Origin of the sequence: Nonomuraea sp. MTCD27, assembly GCF_041950495.1 — a bacterium.
Classification (GTDB): Bacteria; Actinomycetota; Actinomycetes; order Streptosporangiales; family Streptosporangiaceae; genus Nonomuraea.
In genome coordinates this window covers 122,527-144,909 of sequence record NZ_JBGNUW010000009.1, presented here as the reverse complement: position 1 = coordinate 144,909, position 22,383 = coordinate 122,527, and the positions used below count along the sequence as shown (strand labels likewise).

21 protein-coding genes are annotated in these 22,383 nt (G+C 73.7%); 11 read left to right on the top strand and 10 right to left on the bottom strand.

The features are described from left to right. The first annotated feature begins 20 nt into the window (after window positions 1-20). On the top strand, window positions 21-680 hold the full coding sequence (locus tag ACBJ59_RS26460; protein WP_375112942.1) for a hypothetical protein: 660 nt from the start codon (window positions 21-23) through the stop codon (window positions 678-680). Window positions 681-936: 256 nt separating this feature from the next. Continuing rightward, window positions 937-1,794, top strand: coding sequence for an ankyrin repeat domain-containing protein (locus tag ACBJ59_RS26455; RefSeq protein WP_375112941.1), 858 nt, complete (start codon window positions 937-939; stop codon window positions 1,792-1,794). 162 nt (window positions 1,795-1,956) lie between these two features. On the opposite strand, the gene pip is transcribed toward ACBJ59_RS26455, so the two are convergent. Both pip and ACBJ59_RS26445 read right to left on the bottom strand, forming a co-directional pair. Further along, the gene (gene pip, locus ACBJ59_RS26450) at window positions 1,957-2,910 is read right to left on the bottom strand and encodes a prolyl aminopeptidase (RefSeq protein ID WP_375112940.1); all 954 of its coding nucleotides are present in this window, start codon (window positions 2,908-2,910) and stop codon (window positions 1,957-1,959) included. 28 nt (window positions 2,911-2,938) lie between these two features. Further along, a complete protein-coding gene (locus ACBJ59_RS26445; protein ID WP_375112939.1) occupies window positions 2,939-3,928 on the bottom strand; it encodes an NAD(P)-dependent alcohol dehydrogenase in 990 nt (329 codons plus the stop codon). Window positions 3,929-4,033: 105 nt separating this feature from the next. On the opposite strand from ACBJ59_RS26445, the gene ACBJ59_RS26440 reads away from it, so the two are divergent. Further along, on the top strand, window positions 4,034-6,337 hold the full coding sequence (locus ACBJ59_RS26440; protein WP_375112938.1) for a LuxR C-terminal-related transcriptional regulator: 2,304 nt from the start codon (window positions 4,034-4,036) through the stop codon (window positions 6,335-6,337). 32 nt (window positions 6,338-6,369) lie between these two features. On the opposite strand, the gene ACBJ59_RS26435 is transcribed toward ACBJ59_RS26440, so the two are convergent. The 4 genes from ACBJ59_RS26435 to ACBJ59_RS26420 are packed head-to-tail and all read right to left on the bottom strand — an operon-like array spanning window position 6,370 to window position 9,321. Then, window positions 6,370-7,341, bottom strand: a complete 972-nt coding sequence (locus ACBJ59_RS26435; protein ID WP_375112937.1) for a threo-3-hydroxy-L-aspartate ammonia-lyase — start codon at window positions 7,339-7,341, stop codon at window positions 6,370-6,372. Between the two features lie 37 nt (window positions 7,342-7,378). Then, on the bottom strand, window positions 7,379-7,813 hold the full coding sequence (locus tag ACBJ59_RS26430) for an alpha/beta fold hydrolase (RefSeq protein WP_375112936.1): 435 nt from the start codon (window positions 7,811-7,813) through the stop codon (window positions 7,379-7,381). A gap of 25 nt (window positions 7,814-7,838) precedes the next feature. Then, a complete protein-coding gene (locus ACBJ59_RS26425) occupies window positions 7,839-8,687 on the bottom strand; it encodes a cytochrome c biogenesis CcdA family protein (RefSeq protein WP_375112935.1) in 849 nt (282 codons plus the stop codon). 7 nt (window positions 8,688-8,694) lie between these two features. Then, on the bottom strand, window positions 8,695-9,321 hold the full coding sequence (locus ACBJ59_RS26420; protein WP_375112934.1) for a redoxin domain-containing protein: 627 nt from the start codon (window positions 9,319-9,321) through the stop codon (window positions 8,695-8,697). 136 nt (window positions 9,322-9,457) lie between these two features. On the opposite strand from ACBJ59_RS26420, the gene ACBJ59_RS26415 reads away from it, so the two are divergent. Next, the gene (locus ACBJ59_RS26415; protein ID WP_375112933.1) at window positions 9,458-10,552 is read left to right on the top strand and encodes a serine hydrolase domain-containing protein; all 1,095 of its coding nucleotides are present in this window, start codon (window positions 9,458-9,460) and stop codon (window positions 10,550-10,552) included. 96 nt (window positions 10,553-10,648) lie between these two features. Here the strand turns inward: ACBJ59_RS26415 and ACBJ59_RS26410 are convergent, their stop codons facing one another. From ACBJ59_RS26410 to ACBJ59_RS26400, 3 genes are all read right to left on the bottom strand, one after another. Continuing rightward, window positions 10,649-10,999 carry a hypothetical protein gene (locus ACBJ59_RS26410; protein WP_375112932.1) on the bottom strand — a complete coding sequence of 117 codons (351 nt, stop codon included), beginning with the start codon at window positions 10,997-10,999 and terminating at the stop codon, window positions 10,649-10,651. A 17-nt stretch (window positions 11,000-11,016) separates the two neighbouring features. After that, window positions 11,017-13,167, bottom strand: a complete 2,151-nt coding sequence (locus tag ACBJ59_RS26405; protein WP_375112931.1) for a hypothetical protein — start codon at window positions 13,165-13,167, stop codon at window positions 11,017-11,019. Between the two features lie 88 nt (window positions 13,168-13,255). Continuing rightward, the gene (locus tag ACBJ59_RS26400; protein ID WP_375112930.1) at window positions 13,256-14,404 is read right to left on the bottom strand and encodes a DUF418 domain-containing protein; all 1,149 of its coding nucleotides are present in this window, start codon (window positions 14,402-14,404) and stop codon (window positions 13,256-13,258) included. Between the two features lie 148 nt (window positions 14,405-14,552). Here ACBJ59_RS26400 and ACBJ59_RS26395 point away from each other — a divergent pair, with 148 nt between their 5' ends. The 5 genes from ACBJ59_RS26395 (at window position 14,553) to ACBJ59_RS26375 (ending at window position 18,229) form a co-directional block, all read left to right on the top strand. Then, window positions 14,553-15,728: a hypothetical protein gene (locus ACBJ59_RS26395; protein WP_375112929.1), complete on the top strand. Its 1,176-nt coding sequence runs from the start codon at window positions 14,553-14,555 to the stop codon at window positions 15,726-15,728. A gap of 5 nt (window positions 15,729-15,733) precedes the next feature. Then, window positions 15,734-15,931: a hypothetical protein gene (locus tag ACBJ59_RS26390; protein ID WP_375112928.1), complete on the top strand. Its 198-nt coding sequence runs from the start codon at window positions 15,734-15,736 to the stop codon at window positions 15,929-15,931. Beyond that, complete coding sequence (gene otnK / locus ACBJ59_RS26385; RefSeq protein ID WP_375112927.1) at window positions 15,928-17,160, top strand: 3-oxo-tetronate kinase; 1,233 nt, start codon at window positions 15,928-15,930, stop codon at window positions 17,158-17,160. Before ACBJ59_RS26390 ends, otnK begins: the two co-directional genes overlap by 4 nt. 31 nt (window positions 17,161-17,191) lie before the next feature. After that, the gene (gene otnC, locus ACBJ59_RS26380) at window positions 17,192-17,821 is read left to right on the top strand and encodes a 3-oxo-tetronate 4-phosphate decarboxylase (protein WP_375112926.1); all 630 of its coding nucleotides are present in this window, start codon (window positions 17,192-17,194) and stop codon (window positions 17,819-17,821) included. A gap of 219 nt (window positions 17,822-18,040) precedes the next feature. Further along, complete coding sequence (locus ACBJ59_RS26375; RefSeq protein WP_375112925.1) at window positions 18,041-18,229, top strand: hypothetical protein; 189 nt, start codon at window positions 18,041-18,043, stop codon at window positions 18,227-18,229. 22 nt (window positions 18,230-18,251) lie between these two features. Here the strand turns inward: ACBJ59_RS26375 and ACBJ59_RS26370 are convergent, their stop codons facing one another. Further along, complete coding sequence (locus tag ACBJ59_RS26370; RefSeq protein WP_375112924.1) at window positions 18,252-21,149, bottom strand: AAA family ATPase; 2,898 nt, start codon at window positions 21,147-21,149, stop codon at window positions 18,252-18,254. A 102-nt stretch (window positions 21,150-21,251) separates the two neighbouring features. Here ACBJ59_RS26370 and ACBJ59_RS26365 point away from each other — a divergent pair, with 102 nt between their 5' ends. Together ACBJ59_RS26365 and ACBJ59_RS26360 are read left to right on the top strand one after the other, a co-directional pair. Then, complete coding sequence (locus ACBJ59_RS26365; protein ID WP_375112923.1) at window positions 21,252-21,836, top strand: LysE family translocator; 585 nt, start codon at window positions 21,252-21,254, stop codon at window positions 21,834-21,836. A gap of 5 nt (window positions 21,837-21,841) precedes the next feature. Next, entirely contained in the window at window positions 21,842-22,381 is a 540-nt protein-coding gene (locus ACBJ59_RS26360) for a TetR/AcrR family transcriptional regulator (RefSeq protein ID WP_364119115.1), read from the top strand. Window positions 22,382-22,383 lie beyond the last annotated feature (2 nt).

The window sequence follows — 22,383 nt, the reverse complement described above, 5'->3', positions numbered from 1 at the left end:
AGCTATCGGGAGGAACAGAGATGACCCCTGGGCCGGACGGATTCAGCACCGAGGAAACACTGTCGAACGAGCCGCCCAGGCGCCGCTTCCCACGTTCCCTGCTGCTCGTCGCCACCGCCGCGCTCGTCGCGGTCACGGGCGCCGGCGTCGCCGCCGCCTCGGTGTTCTCACCCACGCCGGCCCCGACGCCCACGGCCGGCGACACCACCACACCGTCGGCGAGCCCGTCCAGCACGACGCCGCCCGGACGGGGCTGGGGCGGTCACCGGATGGGCCGTGCCCTGCATGGCGAGTTCGTCGTACCCGACGTCGAGGGCAGGTACGTGACGGTCGCCACCCAGTACGGCGACGTCACGGCGGTGGACCAGGACTCGATCACGGTCAGGAGCGAGGACGGCTACACCAAGGAGTACGCGGTCACCGGCGACACCCGGATCAACCGCGGCGGCGAGGGCATCGACGCGGTGAAGGCCGGGCAGAAGGTCATGGTCATGGCGAAGGTGGAGGGCGGCACGGCCACCGCCGTCTCGATCCGCGACGCCACCATGCGCAAGGGGTGGGGCCGGGACGGCAAGGGCGACCACCGGCACCACGACCACCGGCCCGGCCGGCCGCCGACCGGCACCCCGACACCGTCCGCCGCCCCGACAATGACCGTCACCCCTACGCCGACCTCCTGACCGCCTGTCCGTGCACCGCAGCACGACGGTGACGCGGTACCGCTCCGGCTCCTCCCTCGTGGGCGGCACCGGATCGACGAACACGTACCCCTCAGCGACCGACGGCTGATTCTGCGGGAACCAGCGGCGACCGGATCCCGCGATCTTCACGTACGCCACCGTGCCGGTGCATGATGTGTCGTTCGTGCCGTCTTTGTGAAGGCCGTCTTTGTGAAGGCCGTCTTTGTGAAGGCCGTCTTTGAGGGGAGTCACCGGTATGGAGGACGACGAGGTGCTGGCGTTGCACACGGCAGCGGAGGAGGGCTCGGCCGAGGAGGTCGCGGAGCTGGCCGGTCGGGTGGCGGACGTCGACGCCGAGGAGGAGGGCCGTACCGCGCTCTGGGTCGCCGTGTACGAGGGCAACCACGACCACGCCCGCGCCCTGGTGGCCGCCGGGGCCGACCCGTGGCGGCCGATGATGAGCGGCTGGTCGCCCGGGCGCCTCAGCCTGGCCGGACCGGAGCCCGGCCTGTTCGAGCTCCCCGCCGGGACGGACGGGCTGACGGAGGGCGAGGCCGCCGCGGTGGCGGAGGCGAAGCGGCTCACGGCGGCGCTGGGCTCTCACTACTACGACGGCGTGGGGCTGGCCTGCGTGGCCGGGATCAGCGCGGCAGAGGCGACCCGGCGCCTGGAGGCGACGGTCGAGGACGTCGATCCCGAGGAGTTCCTCGACCGGATCGACCCCTTCGACGACGAGAGCCTGCGCTTCGTCGGCGTCACCGACGTGCCCGGCGGCTGCGTCGTCACGCAGCCCTGGGGGTACGTTCCGCAGGCTCCCGGCGCGACCAGGCACCTGTCCGCGGGCACCGTCTGCTACGGCATGTACGCCAACCCCAAGAGCGGCAACCAGGGCAGCATCGTCCGCGACGGCGAGATCGTCGGCTGGGACCTGCATCCGGGCGGCGCCCCCTGGGAGGACGACGGCGCCCAGGAGGTCCTGCTCTCCTACCTCTACAAGTACAACGCGGTGGCCTACGCCTGCGCCTACGCGGGCCTGCGGCTGACCGAGGCCCGCGCGATCACCGGCCCGCCCGACACCTGGCTGCGCCTGCCGGAACGCGACCACTGGAACTGACCCCGCTCATGTGGGCAGGGCCGCGACCACGCCGCCGTCCACCACGATCCCCGCTCCGGTGACGAAGCCGCCGCCGGAGCATGCGGGCCTGCCGCTCCCGGCTCGTCCCGGCGCGGACCCGGAACGGCCGGCCACCGTGGTGTTCGCCGCGCTCCAGGGCGCTCAGTCCCGGAAGCGGTCGGTGGCCTCGATGAGCCGGTGCAGCGTGCCGGGCTCGGCGCCCGCGTGCCCGGCGTCCTCCACGATCTGGAACTCGGCCTCCGGCCAGGCCAGGTGCAGGTCCCAGGCGGCCTCCGGCGGCGTCTTCATGTCATAGCGCCCGTTGACGATCACGCACGGGAGGTGCCTGATCGGATCGACGTCGAGCAGCTCGCCGTCCTCCAGGAAGCAGCCCTGGCCGAAGTAGTGCGCCTCGATCCGCGCGAACGCCACCAGGTCCCGGTCGTCCAGCGGCGGCGGCGGGACGGGCAGCAGCGAGTTGGCCGACAGCTCCCAGGCGGCCCACGCCCGCGCCGCCGGGACGTGCACCGCCGGGTCCGGGTCGAACAGCCTGCGGTGGTAGGCCCGCAGGAGGTCGTCGCGCTCCTCGGCGGGCACGAAGTCGCGGAAGGCCGCCCACTCCGCCGGGAACAGCCGCGCCGCTCCCGTGGGGGTGAACGCCCACGGCTCGTCGGCGGCCCTGGCCAGGTAGACGCCGCGCAGCACGAGCTCGCTCACCCGCCGCGGATGCCTCCGCGCGTACGCCAGGGCCAGCGTGCTGCCCCACGACCCGCCGAACACCAGCCACCGTCCGACCCCGAGCCGCTCCCTGAGCAGCTCGATGTCCGCGACCAGGTGCGCGGTCGTGTTGGCCGCCAGCGACACCCCGGGGTCACCGGCGTGCGGCCGGCTGCGGCCGCAGTTGCGCTGGTCGAAGAGCACGATCCGGTACGCCTCCGGGTCGAAGAACCTGCGCTGGTCCGGCAGGACCCCGCCGCCCGGCCCGCCGTGCAGGAAGACCGCGGGTTTGCCGTCCGGGTTGCCGCAGACCTCCCAGTAGAGCTCGTTCCCGTCGCCGACCTCCAGCAGCCCGGTCTCGTACGGCTCAATCGGCGGATAAAACGTCCTTTGTCCCATAACCAACAGACCTACCACCGCAACATGCTCAAACGGTGACCACGACCTTGCCCCTCGCATGGCCCCGTTCGAGATAGCGGACGGCTTCCGCGGTCTCGTCCAGCGAGTACGTCCGGTCGATGACCGGCATGAGCTTCCCCGTCTCGACGAGCCCGTTCAGCACGGCGAGGTCCTCCTGGCTGTTGCGGCACAGGAGGAACCCCATTTGCTGCGGCACGACCCGGGCCAGCAGGAAGAGCCGGAGCAGCCCGAGCGGTGCCCCCAGCCACTCCCCCTTGGACGGCGCGCACTCCACGAACACGCCCCTGCGGGTGAGAACGCGCCGGTTCGCGGTGAACCGGCGGTTCGCCACCATGTCGAGCACCACGTCGTACCGCCTCCCGGTACGGGTGTAGTCCTCCTTGGTGTAGTCGATGACGTGGTCGGCCCCGATCGAGCGGACCAACTCCACGTTCCGCGTGCTGCACACCCCGGTCACCTCCGCGCCCAGCGCCTTGGCGACCTGCACCGAGAACGTCCCCAGCCCGCCCGCCGCCCCGTTGACCAGGACCCGGTGGCCCGCCCGCACCCCGGCCTTGTCGCGCACCGCCTGCACCGAGCAGACCCCCGCCACCGGCATGGCCGCCGCCTGCTCGAACGTCAGGCCGGCCGGCATCCTGTGCACCATGGCGTCCTGGCGCAGGCAGGCGTACTCGGCGAAGCCCGTCGTGCCCGGCACGAGATACAACCCGCAGCCGCCGTACACCTCGTCCCCGGGACGGAACCTGGTGACGTTCCGGCCCACCGCCTCGACGCTGCCCGCCAGGTCGCCGCCCAGGGCGCCGGACCTGGGCCGGGTCAGGCCGTTCTGCAGGCGGGTGATATAGGGCTTCCCGCGCATGATGTGCCAGTCGAGCGGGTTGACCGAGGCCGCCCGTACGCGGATCAGCACGTCGTCGTCCCCGACGGCGGGCATGTCCACGTCCTCGAGCCGGAGGACGTCCGGCGGCCCGTAAGCGTGGTAGCGGATTGCCTTCATGGCGCCCCCTCGAATTCGCCGAGCACTGCCCCCAGACTGCGGCCGCGCCCCCGGGCGGCGAAATCACGTGAATTCGTGATTGGCGGTAGTAGTGTCCGAGCCACCATGGCCAGACCCCCGCGCCGCCTGGGCAACCTGCCGGCTGAGGCGACCAGCTTCGTCGGCCGCCGCCGCGAGCTCGCGGCCGTCAGGAGGAAGCTGACCGAGGCCCGGCTGGTCAGCCTCGTCGGGCCGGGCGGGGTCGGCAAGACGCGCCTCGCGCTGCGGCTGGCCGGCGATCTCGGGCGCGGGTTCCCGGACGGCGCGTGGCTGGTCGAGCTGGCCGAGGTACGCGATCCCACGCTGGTCGCCGACGCGGTCATGGCGGCCCTGGACCTGCGCGACCAGGCGGCCACCGAACCGGCCGCGCGGCTGCGGTCGTACCTGCGGGACAAGAGGGCGCTGCTGGTCGTCGACAACTGCGAGCACCTGCTCGCGGTCACCGCGCCGCTCGTCGCGGACCTCATGCGGGCGGCCCCCGGCGTGCGCGTGATCGCCACCAGCCGGGAGCCCCTGTCGGCGCCCGGCGAGCACGTCGTGCCCGTGCCGCCGCTCGACCTGCCCGCGCCGCACGCCCGCGTGCCCCTCGCGAAGCTGCGGCAGAACGAGGCGGTCAGGCTGTTCACGGAGCGGGCCGCGGCCGGGTCGGGCACGTTCGAGCTGACGGCGGCGAACCAGGCGGCCGTGGCCGACCTGTGCCGCCGCCTCGACGGCCTGCCGCTGGCGATCGAGCTGGCGGCCGTCAGGACGCGGGTGCTCACCGCCGAGCAGATCCTCGACCGCCTGTCCGACCGGTTCGGGCTGCTCACCGGGGGCGGCCGGGCCGCGCTCCCGCGCCACCAGACGCTGCGTACCACCGTCGACTGGAGCCACGACCTGCTGGCGGCGGACGAGCAGGCGTTGCTGCGGCGGCTGTGCGCGTTCGCGGGCAGGTTCACGCTGGAGGACGTCGAAGCGGTCTGCGCGTTCGGGGACGTCCCGGCGGGCCGCACGCTGGACCTGGTGGCCTCGCTCGTCGACAGGTCCCTGGTGCTGAAGGAGGACGCCGGCGGCCTGGCCTGCTACCGGCTGCACGAGACGATGCGCGAGTACGCCGCGCTCAAGCTCCGGGAGGCGGGCGAGGAGGAGGCCCTCGACCGCCGGTTCACCGGCTACTACCTCGCCCGCTGCCTGGGGTCCGGGCCGCGGGTCCGGCAACGGCTGGCCGAGTGGCTCGACTGGATGGACCTGGAGATCGACAACGTCCGGGCGGTCCTGCGGGGATGCGTGACCCGCCGGGACGCGTCACGCGGGACGGCCCTGGCGTACACCGTCGGCTACTACTGGATCACGCGCGCCCCCAACGAGGGCGTCCGGTGGCTCGGCGAGCTGCTCGCGTGCGGGGACAGCGGTCCCGAGGGGCGGGCGTACGCGCTGTTCATGCGGGGTTTCCTGGCGGTGCTGCAGTCCGACCCGGCCGGCGCGGGGCCGGCGCTGGCGGAGGCGGTCACCATCGCCAGGGAGGCGGGGCTGCCGGCCGTCCTGTCGCAGTCGCTGTCCCTGGGGTCGATGGCGGCGAGCATGGCGGGGGACCATCCGTCGGCCGCGCGCCTGGGCGAGGAGGCCAGGGCCGTCACCGAGGGGATCGACGACGACCAGGCCCGCCTCATGTACCTGCAGTCACGCGCGCTCAACGGCCTCTTCCAGGGCGATCTCGACGCGGTCGTCGCGGCGGCGTCGGAGGGCGTGCGCCTCGGCCGGGAGAGCGGCGACCTCTACAGCCTCGACATGATGCTGCTGAACCTGGGCTCGGCCAGGCTGATCGCCGGAGCGCTCGACGAGGCCGAGCCGCTGCTGACCGAGGCGTTGCGGATCGCGTACCGGATCGACGACCGGGTGGGGCAGTACGTCCTGCTCGACGCCCTGGGCTGCCACGCCGCGGGCTCGGGGCGGGCACAGCCGGCCGCGCGGCTGCTGGGGGCGGCGGAGACCGTACGCGCGGGGGCCGGGGCCGGTGTCCTGCCGTACCTCGCGCCGCTGCTGGCCCGGGCCGAGGAGACGGCCAGGGCGGCGCTGGGGGCGGCCGGGTTCGAGGACCAGTTCGCGGCCGGGCGGCGCCTGAGCCGGGACGCCGCGATCGCTCTGGCGCTCGGCGAGCCCGACCCGGCCGCCGCCGCCGGGGAATCCGCGGAAACGGGCCCGGCGCCGCTCGGCCGGCGGGAGGCGGAGGTCGCCCGGCTGGTCGCGGAGGGGCTCAGCAACAAGCAGATCGGGGCCCGGCTGTTCATCTCGGAGCACACGGTGGACAGCCACGTACGCGCGATCATGAACAAGCTCGGGGTCAACTCCCGTGCCCAGATCGCCGCCTGGACGGCCGCCACCGGACAGTAGCCCTCGCCCACCACGCGCCCGACGCGACGGGGTCAGTCGGTCGCGCACAGCTCGGCGAAGCGCCGGGCGTCGACGTTGCCGCCGGAGACGATCAGCCCGATCCGCCGCGGCACGTCCTCCACCCGCCCGGCCAGCAGCGCGGCCAGCGGAGTCGCACCGCTGGGCTCCATGACGACCTTCATGCGTTCGAAGGCCAGCCGCATCGCCGCCCGGATGTCGTCGTCACTCACCAGGGCGACGTCGTCGACCAGGTGCCTGTTAATGGAGAACGTCAGCTCGCCGGGGATCTCGGCCGCCTGGCCGTCGGCGATCGTCCGCGGGATGGGGATGGACACCCGCTCTCCCGCGCTCAGCGACCGCTTGGTGTCGTCGCCCGCCTCCGGCTCCACGCCGATCACCCGGATCCCGGGCAGCGTCCCCTTGGCCGCCGTGGCGCTGCCCGCGATGAGCCCGCCGCCGCCGATGGGCACGAGCACCGCGTCCAGGTCGCCGACCTCCTCGATGAGCTCCAGCGCGGCGGTGCCCTGGCCGGCGATGACGTGCGGGTGCTCGTACGGGGGGATGAGCGTCAGGCCGCGCTCGGCCGCCAGCGCCTCGCCGATGGCCACCCGGTCGCCGGTGTAGCGGTCGTACGTGACGACCTCCGCGCCGTAGCCGGCGGTGGCCTCCCGCTTGGAGCGCGGGGCGTCCTCGGGCATGACGATCACCGCGGTGCTGCCCAGCTCGCGCGCGGCCAGCGCGACCGCCTGGGCGTGGTTGCCGGACGAGTACGCCGCGATGCCCCTGCCCAGCTGCTCCGCCGAGAGCCGGGAGACGGCGTTGTAGGCGCCGCGGAACTTGAACGCCCCGATGCGCTGGAAGTTCTCGCACTTGAGGAAGACCTCGGCGCCCACGAGGGCGTCCAGGGTGCGGGAGCGCAGGACGGGCGTACGGTGGGCGACGCCCTTGAGCCGCGCGGCGGCGTCGTGAACGTCGTCCAGGGTGACCGGCAGTGCGTTCGTCATGCTCGCTGTTCCTCCAAGGGTGCGGGGATCCGGGCGCCTATCTTGGAGCTTGCCCTCTTCCGCCCCTCTTGCGGAAGTACCGCGCCGTTCCTCGGTCCAGGAACCCGGACACGGCCTCCAGCCAGCGAACGGGCTGGTCGACGTGCGCCATGTGCCCCGCCTCGTCGAGAACCTCGACCCGGGCCGAGGGGATCAGCTCGGCGGCCTCCTCGGCCAGCGACGCCGGGAACGTCATGTCCTGCCGGCCGTGCAGCAGCAGGATCGGCACGCCGAGGCGGGCCAGGCGTTCGGCGGCCCTGTCCGGGCGCGCGGCGGGCAACGTCCCGTTCCGCCACGGGCGCTGCCACTCGGTCGAGAAGCGTACGCGGACTCGCCCAGAGGCCCGTGGACCGAGCTCGCCTTCCTGATCACCGCCCGCACCCGACACGCCCAGACCGGCCGCTGAACCCACCGGGCTCGCGGCCGGGCCCATGGAGCCAGGGCGCGGGGTCGGGGGCTCACCCGGGTGTGCGGTTGCGGCAGCGGGCTCGGTGCAGGGTGAGCGCGGCGAGGGTCAGCAGGGCGGCGACGGCCACGAGCCAGCCCGCGCCGAGCCCCGACAGCCAGCCGACGACGGCGGTCTGGGCCACCGTCACCGCACCCACGATGGGGTCGTCCGTGGTGCCGCCCGAGAAGACGCGCAGCTCGTACCACCCGTAGTAGGCCACGTACAGGCCGGCGAGCACGAGCAGGGCGCCGCCGACCCGGGAGACGTACGGGAGGAGCCGCCGCAGCCTGGCCACCGCGGCGGCGCGGGCGAGCGCCACCGCCAGGGAGAGCGCGGCGACGACCAGGCCCATGCCGAGCGCGTAGGCGGCGAAGGCGGCCGCGCCGCCGAGCACCCCGCCACCGGACAGGGAGGCCGAGGTGACCGCGAGGAACGGCCCGACCGTGCAGGACAGGGAGGCCAGCGCGTACGACAGCCCGTAGCCGTACAGGGAGAGCGGCGCGGCGGTGGGCCGGCCGGTGGCCAGCCCCGGTACGCGGAGCAGCAACTCCCGCCCGGACAGCAGCCAGACACCGAGCCCGACCAGCAGCACCCCGATGACCAGAGTCGCCCACGGCAGGTAGGCCCCCACCGAGACGGCCAGCGCGGTGACCACCACCCCGAACAGCCCGAAGACGGTGACGAATCCGGCGGTCATCGCCCCGGACAGGACCAGCGCCCGGATCACCGGGCGGGTGCCGCCGGTGTCGTTGATGAGGAGGGTGAGGTAGGCCGGCAGCATGGCGAAGCCGCACGGGTTGAAGGCGGCCACGGTGCCGGCGGTGAGCGCGAGGGCGAGCGGCAGCTCGGAGGCGAACACGGCTGCGCTATCGGCCGAGGAGCGCGCGGAGGTACTCGTCCAGCTTGGCCTGATCGAGCGGACCCGTGGCCTTCCGCGTGGAGCCGTCCGGCTTCATGAACACGAACGTGGACTGTGCGCTGACGCCCAGCTTCGTCCACACCGCGCCCTTGGCGTCGGACAGGTGCACGATGCCGCCGCCGCCGGTCCCGGTGGTCTGGACGAACTCCTTCATCGCCGGCTCGGTGTCCAGCCCCGCCACGCCGACGAACGCCACCTCACCGTATCGGGCGGCGGCGGCCTTCACCGCGGGCGCCTCCGAGCGGCACTTCGGGCACCAGGGCGCCCAGAACCAGAAGACCACCGGCCGACCCGCCAGGCTCGCCCCCTCGAACCCCTGGCCGTCCAGCGTCTTCGCGGAGAACTTCAGCGCGGCGGGCACCACGGCGGCCGCGCTCGCCGTCCCCGATGACGGCGACGCCGATGCGGAGGAAGGTGGGGAGGAAGGTGGGGAGGAGGCGGGTGGCGAGGCCGCGCCAGAGGCTCCCTCCTGCCCGGCGGTGGCCTCCCCGGCGACGCCCTGTCCCGCGCCACCGCACGCGGCGACCAATAAGACCCCCGCCACCAGCATGGCAGCCGCTCGAATCGACCTCATACCTGTCATACCGCCGAGCGTAGAGCGATCTCCCCCGCGAGTTCTTACGAGCCGGTGACAACAACCTCGGGAGAGGCGATGACTCCCGTCCGCCGCGGCGGTCTACTCAAGGGACGCGACAGCTGAGGAGGGCACCATGGTGAACGGCTTGCAGGGGCGGCTCCAGGACGTGGCCGACGAACTGGTGCGTTCCGGGGCAGAGCGGGGCCTGCAGATCGCCGTCTACCGGCACGGCGAGCTGGTCGCCGACGTCGTGGCCGGGCTCGCCGACCCCGCCACCGGCCGGCCGGTCACCCCGGGAACCCCGTTCCACGCCTTCTCGGCGGGCAAGGGGCTGACGGCGACCGTCGTACACGTGCTCGCCGAGCGCGGCGCCCTCGGCTACGACACGCCGATCGCGCGGATCTGGCCGGAGTTCGGGGCGCACGGCAAGGACACGGCCACGGTACGGGACGCGCTCACGCACTCGACGGGCGTGCCGGGGCTGCCGGCGGACCTCACCCCGGAGGACCTGTGCGACTGGGAGAAGACGTGCGCGCTGATCGCCGCCGCCCGGCCGTGGTGGGAGCCGGGCACGGCGACCGGCTACCACTCCTACACCTTCGGCCACATCGTCGGCGAGATCGTCCGCCGGGTCACCGGCACGCCGGTCTCCCAGGTGCTCAGGGAGGAGGTCGCCGCCCCGCTGGGGGTGGCGGGCGAGCTGTTCCTCGGGGTGCCGGAGGCCGAGCTGGGCCGGCTCGCGCGGCTGGAGGACGTGCCCGGCTTCGCCGAGGCGCCCGAGGGCTCCCCGGCCCTCGCGGTCGCGCCGCGGGGCGTGCGGCCGACGGCGGCCTTCGGCAACCGCGCCGATGTGCCGTCGGCGGCGATCCCCGCGGGTGGGCAGCTCACCGCCCGCGCCGCGGCCCGCATGTACGCGGCGCTCCTCGGCCCGGTGGACGGGGTACGGCTGATCTCGCCCGACCGGCTCCGCGAGGTGACCGCGCCGGTCGTGGACGGCGTGGACCGGGTGTTCGGCAACCGGGCGGTGCTGTCGAACGGCTACGCCGTCGGCCGTCTGGGCACGGATCCGGACGACACCCCGACGGTGTTCGGCTGGGCGGGCAGCGGCGGCAGCTACGCCGGCGCCGACACCGCCACCGGGGTGGCGTTCGCGGTGACCAAGAACCGGCTGGCCGCCGACTTCGGCACCGCGCAGACGATCGCCGCCCTCATCGCCGGCGCCGCGTAGCCGTCACCCGACGATCGAGCCGCCATCCCGTCCAGAGCCGGGGGAGGCAGCCCGGCCGCCGTCCCGCTCAGCGCCAGCCGCCGTCCCCGTCCGGGCTCAGCCGATGGTCAGGCTGCTGTCGCCGTCGATGAAGTAGAAGAAGTCGCCGTCCCCGCCAACTGATGCGCCCGTGTAGTCCCCGTGGTGCGACCACGCGCCACCGCCGTCGTCCAGGACCGGCTCGGCCCCGGGCCCGGCCGCCGCACCCGCCCCAGCGTCCCACCCCTGGTCCCATCCCTCCCCCCACCCACCGCTCTCGGTCGCCGTCGGGTCGGTGGCGGTCACGAGGGCGGCCCCGCCCGCCACGGCGACGGCGGCCGGGACCCGGAACCGGGTCTCCGACGCCTCCCCGGCATAGGCCCGCGACTCCTCGCGAACCCGATCGAACTGACTGGTGAAGAGCGCCATGAGCAGGGCCTCCGGTATCAGAAGTCGAGGAAGCGCGGCGTCCGTACGGCCTCGCGGGCGGCCCGCAGGTGGTCGGCGATCTCGCCGCGCCGCAGCCGCACCCCGGACCCGCCCGGGTAGCGGCGCATCACGTCCAGGACGGCCAGACGGCGGGCCACCGCGCGCAGCGCCGGCGGCCGCGCGGCCTCCGGGGCGGCGGCGAGCTCCTGGGCGATGCGCCGCGCGGTCTCCCAGCGCAGGCCGAACACGTTCTCGGTCAGCACGTACGCGAGCACCGGCAGCGAGGTGGAGACCAGCGCGTTCCAGCGGTCCAGCACCATCGCCCACCCGCGCTCCGACTGTGCGGTCACCTGCGCCTTGCGCTGCTCGCCCTGGGCGTGCGACGAGTACGCCTGGGAGATGCCCGACACCGCGAACACCGGGTTCAGCAGCGCCGCGGCCCCGAGCGACAGCGCCGCCCCCGCGTAGCTGACCTTGGGCAGCGCGTCGGGGTCGAGGTCCATCACGCGGGAGAGCTGCACGGCGAGCTGCCCGGTCTCGGCGGCGGCCCGCTGCGCCGGGGCGAGCGCGGCCCGCAGCTTCGGCTCCCCCGCCTTCAGCCAGCCCGGCTCGGCGCCGCCGGTGACCGCCGCGAGGAGCAGCGCGTCCCGGTGCCGCAGGAAGGCCGGCAACACGGAGACGACCTGGTCGAGGTGCGACTGCAGCTCTCCCAACCCGACCTGCAGCACGGCGGCGACGCGGGCGCGTTCGTCGCCGCTCCCCGGCAGCGTGACGGGCTCGGACAGGCCGTCCGCGCCGGCGTCGCCGAGCAGCGCCGCGTGCAGCTCGTAGAACGGGCCGAACACGGTGTAGAGCAGGTAGTCCTCCTCCAGCCCGACGGCGGCCCGCAACATGCCGGGCACCTGCGCCGCGCCCGCGCACGCGTTGGCCCACGCCCTGACCTCGGTGTGCAGCGCCTGCACGAGCTCGGGCTGGGCGACGACCCTGAGGTCGGTACGCTCGCTGGTCAGCCGCAGCTCCGCCCGCCGCGGCTCCGGCCGCCCCTCGACGCTCCTGATCGCCTCGTACGGGATCCGGACGTTGACCCCGCTGCCCTTCACCCGCATGCCGTCGGGCGCGAACGCGCACGCGACCGGCCGCCCGTCGGCCAGCTCGGCGGGCAGCACCCCCGAGCCGAGCGTGCGCCCGGCGGCTGCCCGCAGCTCCGCGTTCTGGTGCAGCCGGCGCCCGAACACCTCGGAGGCGCACTCCACCGTCACGGGCCCGTGTGCCGGGCTGAACACGACGAACCGCTCGGCGGTCCCGGCGATGCGCAACTGCCGGTCGCCGAGGTCGAAGCGGGCGAGAACGCGCTGCGTGTCCGGTGCCTGGAACTCCAGGGCGTGCTCGCTCAGCACGCAGTCCGCCTTGATCGTCCCCGCGCCGCCCAGCCCGCGCAGCGAGACCGGCGCCGAGGTGCCCACCGTGCGCGACCCCGGTTCCGCCGCCCCCACGACGGTGAGGAACGCCTTGCGCACCTCGGGGGTGACGAGGTGCAGGGTCGCACCGGTGAGGAAATGCCCGCCGAGCAGGGCGCCGCCCCGCAGCTCGACCGCGCTCGGCCCGGCGGGTGTCACGTTGACCCGGTTGACGGGCCACTCCAGGGGGATCCGGCCGCGGCTGCGCAGCTGCAGGCGGCCTCCCGCGATCACGACGTACGCGGCCAGCTCCGCCGGGGCGGCCTCCTCCTCGCCGGCCGCGGACCGGTCGGGCTCCGACTCGTACCGTGGGGTGATCGAGATCGCGCACGGGCTGATGAAGTCCGTCGCCTCGGCGCCCGGCATCAGCCGGCCGCGCAGGCCGGTCAGTGCGGCGAGCACGGGCGGCGGCAGTTCGGTGGTGGTGACGAGCTCGACCGTCCGGCCGCCCGGCAGGCGGAGGTCGGCGACGAGCCTGGTGCTGCCGTCGACCAGCTCGATCGTGACCTCGGGGTCGGCCGCCGGATCCAGCGCGGTGACGACCGGGTTGCCGAGCCCGCCCGTGTCGTGCACGTACACGGCGGGGTGGTCGGTCAGCAGCAGGGAGCGGGTGCCGGTCCAGGAGAACCCGGACGACCGCCGCTCCAGCACATCGTGATGGGAGCTGTCGAAGACGACTCGCCCTCGTACGGCTCCCCAGGTCACCGGCACGGCTGCTCCCTCCTGCCAGGCTCGGTCCCGTTACCTGAGGATCGTGCTCTCGTAGAGGGGCGGCGTACAGGTCCAAATACGTGCCGGCTCATCCCCCGTTCGTGACGCGGCGCAGGACGGCTTCGATGGGGCCGTAGCGGTGGGTACGCAGCCAGCGGGCGCTGAGCCGGAGCAGGACGGTATAGATCACCAGGGCCACCCCCATCACGGCGATCGGCGGCAGCTCACCGGCCAGCGCCAGGCCGTACCCGGTGAAGACCAGGCAGGCCAGCACCGACTGACCGACGTAGTTGGAGGCCGCCACCCGCCCGGCCGGTGCCAGCGCGCGACCGACGGCGGGGTGGCGGCGGATCACCCGGAGCAGGGTGGCCACGTACGCGGCGGCCAGCAGGATCGAGGTGACGTTGTTCACGGCCAGGCCCACCAGCTCGCCCGGACCGGCGTCGTCGGCGGTCACGGCGAGCAGGATCCCGCCGGGCACGCCGAACCCGAAACCGATCCACTGGATCCGCGGCAGCAGCCGCGACCACCGCTCGGGCTCCTCCAGCAGCCTGGACTTGCCCGCCGCCAGCCCGAACAGGAACATCGCCAGCGCCGTCGGCCCCTGGAACAGCCAGATCATTCCCACCAGCGGCGGATAGAGCTCCAGTTGCAGGGTCAGGACGTCCAGCGGCCCGCCGGTGGCCAGGGCCAGCGCCCGCGCCGCCGCCACGGGATCGGCCGCGGGGGCCTGCCCGGCCGTCGGGTCGAGCGTGGACAGCCAGGCCAGCGCGGCCATCAGCAGGGTCAGCACGCCGACGATGACCGACCCGATGGCCACGGCCCGCTTCGGGCTGACATTGCGCAGCGTGAGCAGGATCAAGCCGAGCACGGCGTACAGGGTGAGGATGTCGCCGACCCACAGCAGGATCCCGTGCACGACGCCGATCACGAAGAGCCCCAGGCACCTGCGCACCGTCCTGGCCGTCACGCTCGCGCCGGCCCGCTCCGCCGAGCGCATCTGCAGCGTGAACGAGTAGCCGAACAGGAACGAGAAGATGATGTAGAACTTCGTCAGCACGAACGCCGTGATCGCCGAGGCCACCGGCCCCTCCTGGATGGGCATGCTGCCGGCCAGGGCGTAGCCGGGGTCGGCGAAGAAGCCGATGTTCGCGACCAGGATGCCCGCCAGGGCGAACCCACGCACCACGTCGATCTCGTGGACGCGGCTGCCGGCCGGTGTGCGCAGTTCCGTCATGGATCCGAAGCTACGAACGTGCACTCCCCCGGGCATCAGACCTTGGTCTCCTCCGGGGCGACCTAAGCATCACCGTGTCCGCTGACCGCATATGGCAATTGGTGGGGTAGTTGGGGCAGAAGGTAGGGGACTGCACCACAATGGTGGGATGGCATACCCTCCGCAGCCTCCGCCACCCCAGCCCCACCAGCCTGGACCCTGGGGCGGCCAGCAAGGCCAGGGAGCGCCGCAAGGGTACGGCCCTCCCCAAGGCCAGGCGGCACCCCAGGGCTACGGCCCGCCCCAGGGCCCGCCCTACGGCGGCCAGCCCCAGGCCCCGACCCCCCAGCAACCCGGCTACGGACAGCCCCAGGGCCCGAATTCCCAGCAGCCGGGGTACGGCCACCCCCAGGGCCCCACGCAGCAGCAACAGCCGGCCCCCGGCCAGCCGTACGGGCAGGGCGCATACGGGCAACCCACATACGGCCAGCCCGCACACGGTCAGCCAGGATACGGTCAGCCCGGATACGGCCAGCCCGGTCCCGGGCAGGGCGCGCCACCGTACGGGAACCACCCGGGCGGCCCGTTCCCGCAGCCCGGCTACGCCCCCCAGCCCCCGCCCAAGAACAACAACGCCCTGATCATCGGCCTGGTGGTCGGCCTGGCCGTGCTGCTCCTGGGCGGCGGCGGGGTGGGCGCGTACTTCTACCTGCGCTCCCCGGGCCCAGCCCCCAACGTCGCCCTGCCCAGCACCGCCCCCACCACCTCGCCCCCGTCCTCGCCCGCCCCCGAGGAGCCGACGGACTCACCGACCCCCGAACCCTCCACGACCCCCACCGACACCCTGCCGACCTCGAAGCGGGCCCAGCCCGGCTCGCCGATCACGGACGACGAGTTCGACGACTGGAAGTTCGCCCTGGGCGGCGTCAAGTTCAACGCGAACAAGGTGGGCGGCTGGACCTACGACTCCTGCGACCCGGTGGACGGCCAGGGCCTGCTGGCCAAGAACAACTGCCAGCGCGCCATCCAGGTCGCCTACTCGGCCTACAGCGGGCATCTCAAGGCGGTCCAGGTCATGATGTCGTTCCCGACCGACAAGGCCGCCAAGACGACGGCCGACCGCCTGGCGAAGCTGTCGTCCGACGCGGTCAAGTGGCGCCAGGACAAGGCGCACGCCAGCTACGTCTACGGCAAGATCCGTTCGGGAGCGTCCAAGAAGTACGTGGTCGTCACGATCGTCACCGCCGACAAGTCGGCCCAGTCCAAGGCCTCGAACTTCCACGCGTACCTGCAGACCGACCTGGCGAGCTACTTCCTCCTGCGCGACCAGACCATCACGAGCTGAGCTGCGTGGCCGGCGACTTCGGCGACAGCACGGGGGCGGCCACCGTCGAGTGGAACACCGGCGAGTTCAACACCAGCCTGCTCAACGAGGGCGGGCCGGCTCCCCGAGCCGGCCCGTCGCCGTCGAGGTGGCCCGGCACCGGTAGCGTCGGCGTCATGTTCGACTGTTACCGGACCCGGGCCGAGCGCGAGGGGGGCCGATGATCGGCGCCATCGCGGACGACGTCACCGGCGCGACCGACGTCGCCGTGGCCCTGCGCCGACGCGGCCTGCGCACCATGCTGTACTTCGGGCTCCCGCCGCAGGGCACCGAGCTCCCCGAGCACGACGCCGTCGTCATCGCCCTCAAGACCCGTACGATCCCCAGGGCCGACGCCGTGGCCCGGTCCCTCGAAGCGCTGCACTGGCTCCGGGCGAACGGCGCCGCCCGGCAGGTCTACTTCAAATACTGCTCCACCTTCGACTCCACCCCCGACGGCAACATCGGCCCGGTCCTCGACGCGCTGGCCGACGCCATGGACGCGCCCGTCGTCGCCATGACCCCGAGCTCGCCGGAGCACGGCCGTACGCAGTACAACGGCTACCTCTTCGTCGGCGACGTGCTGCTCGGCGAGTCGCACATGCGCCACCACCCGCTCACCCCGATGACCGACTCGTACCTGCCGCGCGTGCTGGAGGGGCAGAGCGCGTACCGGGCGGGGGTCGTGACGCTGGCCCAGGTACGCGGGCAGGCGATCGGCCCGCGCCTGGCCGAGTTGCGCGCGCAGGGCGTCCGGTACGCGCTGGTGGACGCCCTGGACGACACCGACCTGGCGGAGGCCGGCCGGGCGCTGGCCGAGGCGCCGCTGGTGGCCGGGGCGGCCGGGCTGGCCGGCGGGCTGGCCGCGGCCCGCGCGCGGACGGGCCACGGCGACGCGCCCGCCCCCGAGCCGGCCGGGTCCGCCGCCGTGCTGGCGGGAAGCTGCTCGGCCCGTACGCTCCAGCAGGTCGACGCCATGGTCCAGGCGGGCAGGCCGGCCCACCGGCTCGACGCGCTGGCCGACCAGGATGAGGAGTCGCTCGCCAGGAAGGCCCTGGCCTGGTACGACGCCCTGGACGGGACGGCGGGAGCCCCCTTGATCTACTCGTCGCTGGAGCCGGGGGCGCTGCGCCGCGTACAGGAGGCCCTGGGCACCGAGCGGTCGGCCGCCATCCTGGAGTCGGCCACCGGCCGGATCGCGCGCGGGCTGGTCGAGCGCGGCGTCACCCGCGTGATCTCGGCCGGCGGCGAGACCTCGGGCGCCGTCGTCAGCGCGCTCGGCGTGCCCGGCGGCGTGATCGGGGCGGAGGCGGCGCGGGGCGTGCCGTGGATCCTCACCCCGTCCGGCCTCGCGCTGCTGCTGAAGTCCGGCAACTTCGGCGAGCCCGACCTGCTGCTGGAGGCCTCCCGATGAACGGCGCACCCCGACTGCCGGCGGTCTCGCGATGAACGGGGAACGCGACGCGATCATCGCCGCCGCGCGGTCGCTGTTCGGGCGCGGCCTCACCCACGGCAGCACCGGCAACCTGTCCGTACGCGTCGGCGAACACATCCTCGTCACTCCGACCGGGTCGAGCCTGGGCACCGTCGAGGCCGACGAGCTGTCGCTGATCGACCGGAGCGGCGCCCACGTGGGCGGCCCCAAGCCGTCCAAGGAGGCGTTCCTGCACGCCGCCCTCCTGCGCGCCAGGCCCGCGGCGAACGCCGTCGTGCACACGCACTCCACGTACGCCGCCGCCGTGTCCTGCATGGACGGCCTCGACCCGGACGACGCCCTGCCACCGCTGACCGCCTACTTCGCGATGCGCGTGGGCCGGCTGCCGCTGCTGCCGTACTTCGCGCCCGGCGACCAGCGCCTGGAACCGGCCGCCGAGGAGATGGCACGCACGCACTCGGCCCTGCTGCTCAGCAACCACGGCCCCATCGTCGCCGGGGCGAGCCTCGGCGCGGCGCTGGACGCCATCGAGGAGCTGGAGGAGACGGCCAAGCTCTTCCTCCTCCTGCAAGGGCTGCCCACGCGCCCGCTCACCCCCGAGCAACGCCGGGCACTCGGCCCTCGCCCAGGCAATAGCTGATCGTAACGCTGGCTCCATATTCGCCGTCTCGGTTGGATTTTTGGAGACCTCGGCGCGGCCGGCCTCCTCCGCCTTGCGGAGGAGGCTTGTTCCTGCCCGAGCCGTTCCTCCAGGTGCCTCACCACCGAGACCTTCGCCCAGCAGAGCTCGAAGGTCGTCGCGGCCTTCCAGCGGGCCCTGCGCAAGGCCACGGAGCCGGCCGTCTCGAACCCGGCCGAGGTGGCCGCCGCGCTCGGCGAGTACACGAAGATCGACGCCGCCACGGCCGCCACGATGAAGCTCGGCGGCTTCTCCACCTCCGTCGACCCCGTACGGGTGCAGCGCGTGGCGGACCTCATGCTCGAGTTCGGCTACCTGAAGCAGCGACTGGACGTCGCCCCGCTCCTGGCCGGCGGCGCCGCCTCCTGACCCCGCCAGGCCCGGCGCCCCGCTATCCGAGCAACCCCCGCTGCCGGGCCGCGGCGGCGGCCTGGGTACGGGTGGAGACCGACAGCTTGCCCAGGATGTTGGACACGTGCACGCTCACCGTCTTCTGCGCGATGAACAGCCGCTCCGCGATCTCCCGGTTGGTCAGCCCCTCCGCGACCAGCCGCAGCACCTCGACCTCCCGCGCCGTCAGCCCGCCGTCACCGTGCCCGCCGCTCAGCCCGCCACCCTGTCCACCGCTCTGCCCGCCGCTCTGCCCGCCACCCCGTCCACCGCTCTGTGCACCGCCCTGCCCGCCGCCCTGCCGGCCACCACCGGCGCCACCACTCATGCCACCGACCCCGGCGAACCGGGCCCGCCGCCCGAAGTCCTGCAGCGCGCTCTCCAGCGGCACCGCCCGCAGCTTGCCCGCCGTCTCCCTGGCCAGCTCCCACTCCGCCTGCGCCGCCTCCCGGTCGCCGGCCACGAGCAGCGCCTCGGCCAGCCGCCACCGGGCCCGCGCCGTCTCGTAGACGAACCCGAAGTCGAACGCCTCGACCACCCGCCGCCACAGCTCCACGTCGAGCCGCCCGTGCACGCGCTGCCACTCGGCCTCCACCCGCAGCGCCCAGGCCCGCCCCTCGGGACCCATGTGCCCGCCCTGGCCCATGGGCCCGGCCTCGACCGCGAGCCGGGCGCGGGCGAGCAGCTCGTCGGCCCCCTCGGTGGTGCCCAGCTCGGCCAGCGCCCACAGCCCGATGGCGGTCGGCCGCAGCACGCCGACGTCGCCCTCGATCAGCGGCGCCAGAGCCGCGCGCACGTGGTCGAGCGCCCCCGCCGGATCGCCGTGCCACAGGGAATGCTCGGCCGCCAGACCCCTGGACATGTAGACGGCCAGCTCGTCGGACCAGAAGGGGCGCAGCCAGCTCAGCCGCCCCTCGACCGCCGGCAGGTCACGGGCGACCTCGATGAACAGGGCGAACGACGACAGGGTCGCCTCCTGCAGCGTGCCCACTCGCGCTCCGAAGCCAGCCGCCACCGACTCGGCCTGGTCCCACTCGCCGGCCACGTAGTGGATGAGGAAGCGCAGGAATCGCAGGTCGGTGCCGTAGGTGCTCCACTTGAGCCCGTTGCCGAGCGCCATGCGGATGCCGTCGTCGGCCACCTCGGCGGCCTGGGTCAGCAGGCCCTGCTCGTGGTGGATGCGGGCATGGTGGAAGCGGGCCCGCAGATCCATGGCCAGGTCTCCGGAGGGCTCGGCCATGGCCGTCTCGACCAGCTCGTGAGCCCTGGCCACGTCGCCCCGGTGCTCGACGAAGGTGGCCAGCGTGAGCAGGGCGCCCACCTCGGCGTCCCTGGCGCCGGCCGCGCGGGCGGTCTCCAGGGCCCGCGCGCACATGGCCTCCACGTCCTGGTGCCGCGCCGTCCACAGCAGCGCGCGGGCATAGGTGGCCAGGGCGCGGGCGAGCGCGACCTGGTCGCCGGCGCTCTCGACGGCCCGCTCGGCCGCCGCGACCGCGCCGGGCCGGTCGTCCATCTCGGACAGGTAGTAGGCGAGCCGCTCGCTCACCTCGGACGTCTGCGGCAGCGCGCGGAGCTGGACCACCGCCCGGTGGTTGTCACCGCTGTCGGCGGCCATGACCGCGCTGCGGAAGGCCAGCTCGGCCCGGCCCTCCCCGGCCAGCCGGGCCGCGTCGTCCACCCGGTCCCACAGGCCGAGCGCCCGGTCGTAGTGTCTGTGGGCCTCGGCGGGCGCCCCGACCCGCTCGGCCTCCCGGCCCGCCTCGACCGAGGCCGCCAGCGCGCCGGCCAGGTCGTGGCCCGCGAGATAGTGGTGCGCCAGCTCGGCCGGCGAGCTGAGCAGGCGGGCGAAGGCGGCGTGCAGCCTGGTGCGCTCGCCGGGCAGCAGGTCGGTGTAGACGGCCTCCTGCAGCAGCGCGTGGCGGAAGGCGTAGCCGTAGCCGTGGACCCTGAGCAGGCCGCGCGAGACGATCTCCCTGACCGCCTCCTCGAACTCCGCCAGCGGCAGCCCCGACACCTCCCGCAGCAGCTCGTCCTCCACCCGCCGGCCGGCCACGGCGGCGGCCCGCAGCACCCGCTGCCCGGCCTCCGACAGCACCTCGACTCTGGACATCAGCAGGCTGGCCAGCCCGTCGGGCAGGCTGTCGCCCTCGGCCATGGCCGCGAACAGCTCCTCCGCGTAGAACGGGTTGCCGTCGGCGCGGGAGACGATGAGGCCGAGCTCCTGGGCGTCCACCTCGCCCAGGGTGGCGACGTAGTCGGACATCTCGCCGGAGCCCAGCGGCCCCAGCTCCACGTTCGTCACCGTGGGCAGGCGCTTCAGCTCGGCCAGCACGGACCGCAGCGGATGGCGGCGGTGCAGGTCGTCGGTGCGGTAGGTGCCGACGACGCAGACGCGCTCGGTCTGCACCATGCGGCTGAGGAAGACCAGCAGGTCGCGGGTGGAGCGGTCGGCCCAGTGCAGGTCCTCGATCACGAACAGCACCGGCTGCACGTCGGCGAGCAGCCCGAGCAGCGAGCCGAACAGCCGCTGCTGGGTGAGCCCGGTCGAGGGCGCGCTCTCCGTGCCCGGCAGCAGCTGGCCGAGCATGGGATGGGCGGCGGCGGCCTCGCGCACGCCCGGCTCCGCGCCGCGCAGCGCGTCGGCCAGCGGCAGGTAGGGCAGCGCGTCACCGAGCTCGGCGCACTGGCCGACCAGCACGTTGAAGCCGCGCTCGCGGGCCTCGGCGGCCAGCTCGGTGATCAGCCGGGTCTTGCCGATCCCGGCATCCCCGCCGACGAGCGCCACCCCGGCCACGCCGTCGGCGGCGGACTGGAGCACACGCGCGAGCCTGGCCAGCTCAGAGGAGCGCCCGACGAGAAGACCGTTCACGCCAGAAACTATGCCACGCCCCGCCGACATTCGATTGGTCCGACAAATCGGCCCAAGATTGGCCTCCTTCGACATACCAAAGCCATCCTACGCTGCTCTTTCGTGATACCTCCTACCACTTTCGTCCTCTTCGTGACGGCGTCGCTGGCCCTGGTGCTCATCCCCGGGCCGAACCACCTCTACATCACCGCCAGAGCGCTCGCACAGGGCCGGGCAGCGGGCCTGGCCAGCGCGTTCGGCGTGGAGTTCGGCACGCTCGTGCACATCGCGGCCGCCGCCGCGGGCCTGTCGTACGTGATCTCGCAGTCGGCGACGCTGTTCGCGATCGTCAAGTGGGCCGGCGTCGCCTACCTCGTCTACCTGGGCATCCGCGCGTTCACCGGCAAGGAGGCCGAGGCCGGGCGGCCGGACCCGCAGCCGCTGCGCAGGGTGTTCCTCGAAGGCGTGCTGGTCAACCTGCTCAACCCCAAGGTGGCGCTGTTCTTCCTGGCGTTCCTGCCGCAGTTCGTGGACCCGGCCGCGGGCTCGCCCGCGCCGCAGGTGGCGGTGTTCGGCCTCACGCTGCTCCTCCTGGGGCTGCTCTCGGACCTCCTGTACGCCTTCACCGCCGGCGCCCTCGGCCACCGCCTCAACGGCAGGACCAGGACCCTCCGGTACGTGAGCGGCGTCGTCTACCTCGGCCTGGGCGTGGCCACGGCGTTCGCCGGGAGAAAATGAGCCCCATGGCCCCGAGGAAACAGCAGGAGATCTTCGATGCGACGTTGCGGCTGGTCGCCGAGAAGGGCTACGACGGGCTGACCGTCGAGGGGGTCGCGGAGCGCTCGGGCGTCAACAAGACGACGATCTACCGGTGGTGGCCGTCGAAGGCCGCGCTCCTCGGGGCGGCGCTGGTCGAGTCCGACGTGCTCGGCTTCGAGGCGCCCGACACGGGGAGCCTGCGCGGCGACCTGGTCGCGCTGGTCGAGGGCGTCAAACGGCTGCTGACCGAGCCGCCCGCCAGCGACATCGCCGTGGCCGCGCTGGCGGCCGCCGTACGCCATCCCGAGTTGGACGCGCGGCGCTTCTTCGCCGACCGGTTCGCCAGGGAGCGGGAGATCTTCGAGCGCGCGGTCCACCGGGGCGAGCTCAACGAGTCCGTGGACCCGATGCTGATCGTCGACCTGCTGGCCGGGGCCGTGTGGATGCGGGCGGTCTTCAGGGGTCTGCGGCTGAGCGACGACTTCCCCGTCGAGTCGGTCTCGGCCCTGCTGGACGGCGTCTAGTG